Origin of the sequence: Candidatus Phytoplasma sp. AldY-WA1, from assembly GCF_020312115.2 — a bacterium.
GTDB lineage: Bacteria > Bacillota_I > Bacilli_A > Acholeplasmatales > Acholeplasmataceae > Phytoplasma > Phytoplasma vitis.
In genome coordinates this window covers 1-1,946 of sequence record NZ_JAHRHX020000086.1, presented here as the reverse complement: position 1 = coordinate 1,946, position 1,946 = coordinate 1, and the positions used below count along the sequence as shown (strand labels likewise).

Below are 1,946 nucleotides of genomic sequence, written 5' to 3'. Positions count from 1 at the left end.
AAATTTATTTACAAAAATTTACAACAGTACGACCAGTTTATAATAAAAGCGAGAAATACAAATCCTCGATTAAAGGAAAAATATAAAAAAATGAAATTAAAACAATTTTTTGATAATAAAGAAAAAAAACAAAAAATATTTTACTATTCCGACGACAAAACTATTCAGTTTATTAGCGAATATAACGAAAACGGCCAAATAATTAAATTAACAGAATACCAAGAAGACGGCAAAACTATTTTGGCAATTGACGAATACAACGAAAACGAAACATTAGTTAAAAGGACAATCTACCAAGACGACGGCAAAACTATCACACAAATTGACGAATACAACGAAAAAGGCCACAAAACTAAAGCAAAATTCTACCAAAACGACGGTAAAACTATTAAAAAAATTATAAAATATAACGACGACAAAACTATTAAGGGAATTAAAGAATACAACGAAAACGAAAAATTAGTTAAAATAACATTATACCAAAAAGACGACAAAACTATTTTTACAATCGACGAATACAACGAAAACGAAAAATTAGTTAAAACAACATTATACCAAGAAGACGGCAAAACTATTAGGTTTATTGTCGAATACAACGAAAACGGCCAAAAAACTAAAGCAACATTCTACAAAGACGACGGAAAAACTATTAGTTTTATTGTCGAATACAACGCCAACGGCCAAAAAACTAAAGCAACATTATACCAAGACAACGGCAAAACTATTAAAAAAATTATAAAATATAACGACGGCAAAACTATTTTAGTAATTGAAGAATACAACGAAAAAAAAAAATTAGTTAAAAAAACATTCTACCAACCCGACGGCAAAACTATTAGGTTTATTGTCGAATACAACGAAAACGGCCCAAAAACTAAAGCAACATTCTACCAACCCGACGGCAAAACTATTAAGGCAATTGATGAATACAACGAAAAAAAAAAATTAGTTAAAAAAACATTCTACCAACCCGACGGCAAAACTATTAGTTTTATTATCGAATACAACGAAAACGGCCAAAAAACTAAAGTAACAATCTATCAAACTGACGGCAAAACTATTTCATCAATTGGTGAATACAACGAAAACGGCCCAAAAATTAAAGCAACATTATACCAAGAAGACGGCAAAACTATTAAGGGAATTGAAGAATACAACGAAAACGAAAAATTAGTTAAAGCAACATTATACCAAGAAGACGGCAAAACTATCAAACAAATTAACGAATACAACGAAAACGGCCAAAACACTAAAGTAAAATTCTATCAAGACGACGGCAAAACTATTAGTTTTATTATCGAATACAACGAAAACGGCCAAGAAATTAAAACAACATTCTACAACCCCGACGGAACGAAAAAATAATATGAAAAATACAAAAAAACAAATAAAAAATAAAATAAACGTCCGCATTATTCTAAAAAAGTGTAAATAAATTCATTTTTAATACCGAAAAGACTAGTTAAAAAAACTAGTCTTTTTTTTAGTAAAAAGAGTTTTTAAAAATATGCAGTGTTAAAAAAACATTTACATTTTTTTATAACACTGCGACCAGCTATTAAAAAATCAAAAATACCGATTGTTACCGCGATAGGGCATGCATTTAATACTGCTTTTTCTGATTTAGTAGCTTATGATAATGCTATTACACCCACATCTGGTATTCAAAAGGTTCTTGAGTTAATAAAATTTTTTGATAAGGCGAAAAACAATTATGAAAATCATAATGATAAATTATTAGATTTGTATTTAGGAAAAATTATTGATTATTCATTTAAAAAACAAAATGATTTAATTCAACAAAAAGAATCTTTATCTCAACAAAAAGCAGAATTAATAAAATTTCAAAATACTTTAACTCAAAAAGAAGAAGATTTATTAACAGAAACTCAAAATTATTTCATTATTCGGAACAGAACAGTTAAAAATTCGAAAAGGAATAGTAT

The 1,946-nt window shown here is 27.9% G+C and carries 2 protein-coding genes; both read left to right on the top strand.

Annotated features, from left to right (window positions below; translation table 11 throughout):
• Positions 1-1,365, top strand: a 1,365-nt coding sequence (locus tag KTO59_RS04100; RefSeq protein ID WP_284928787.1) for a DUF2963 domain-containing protein, incomplete at its 5' end; no start/stop codon positions are given.
• Positions 1,366-1,512: 147 nt separating this feature from the next.
• The coding region (locus tag KTO59_RS04095) for an exodeoxyribonuclease VII large subunit (RefSeq protein WP_284928786.1) at positions 1,513-1,946 on the top strand (434 nt) is incomplete at its 3' end.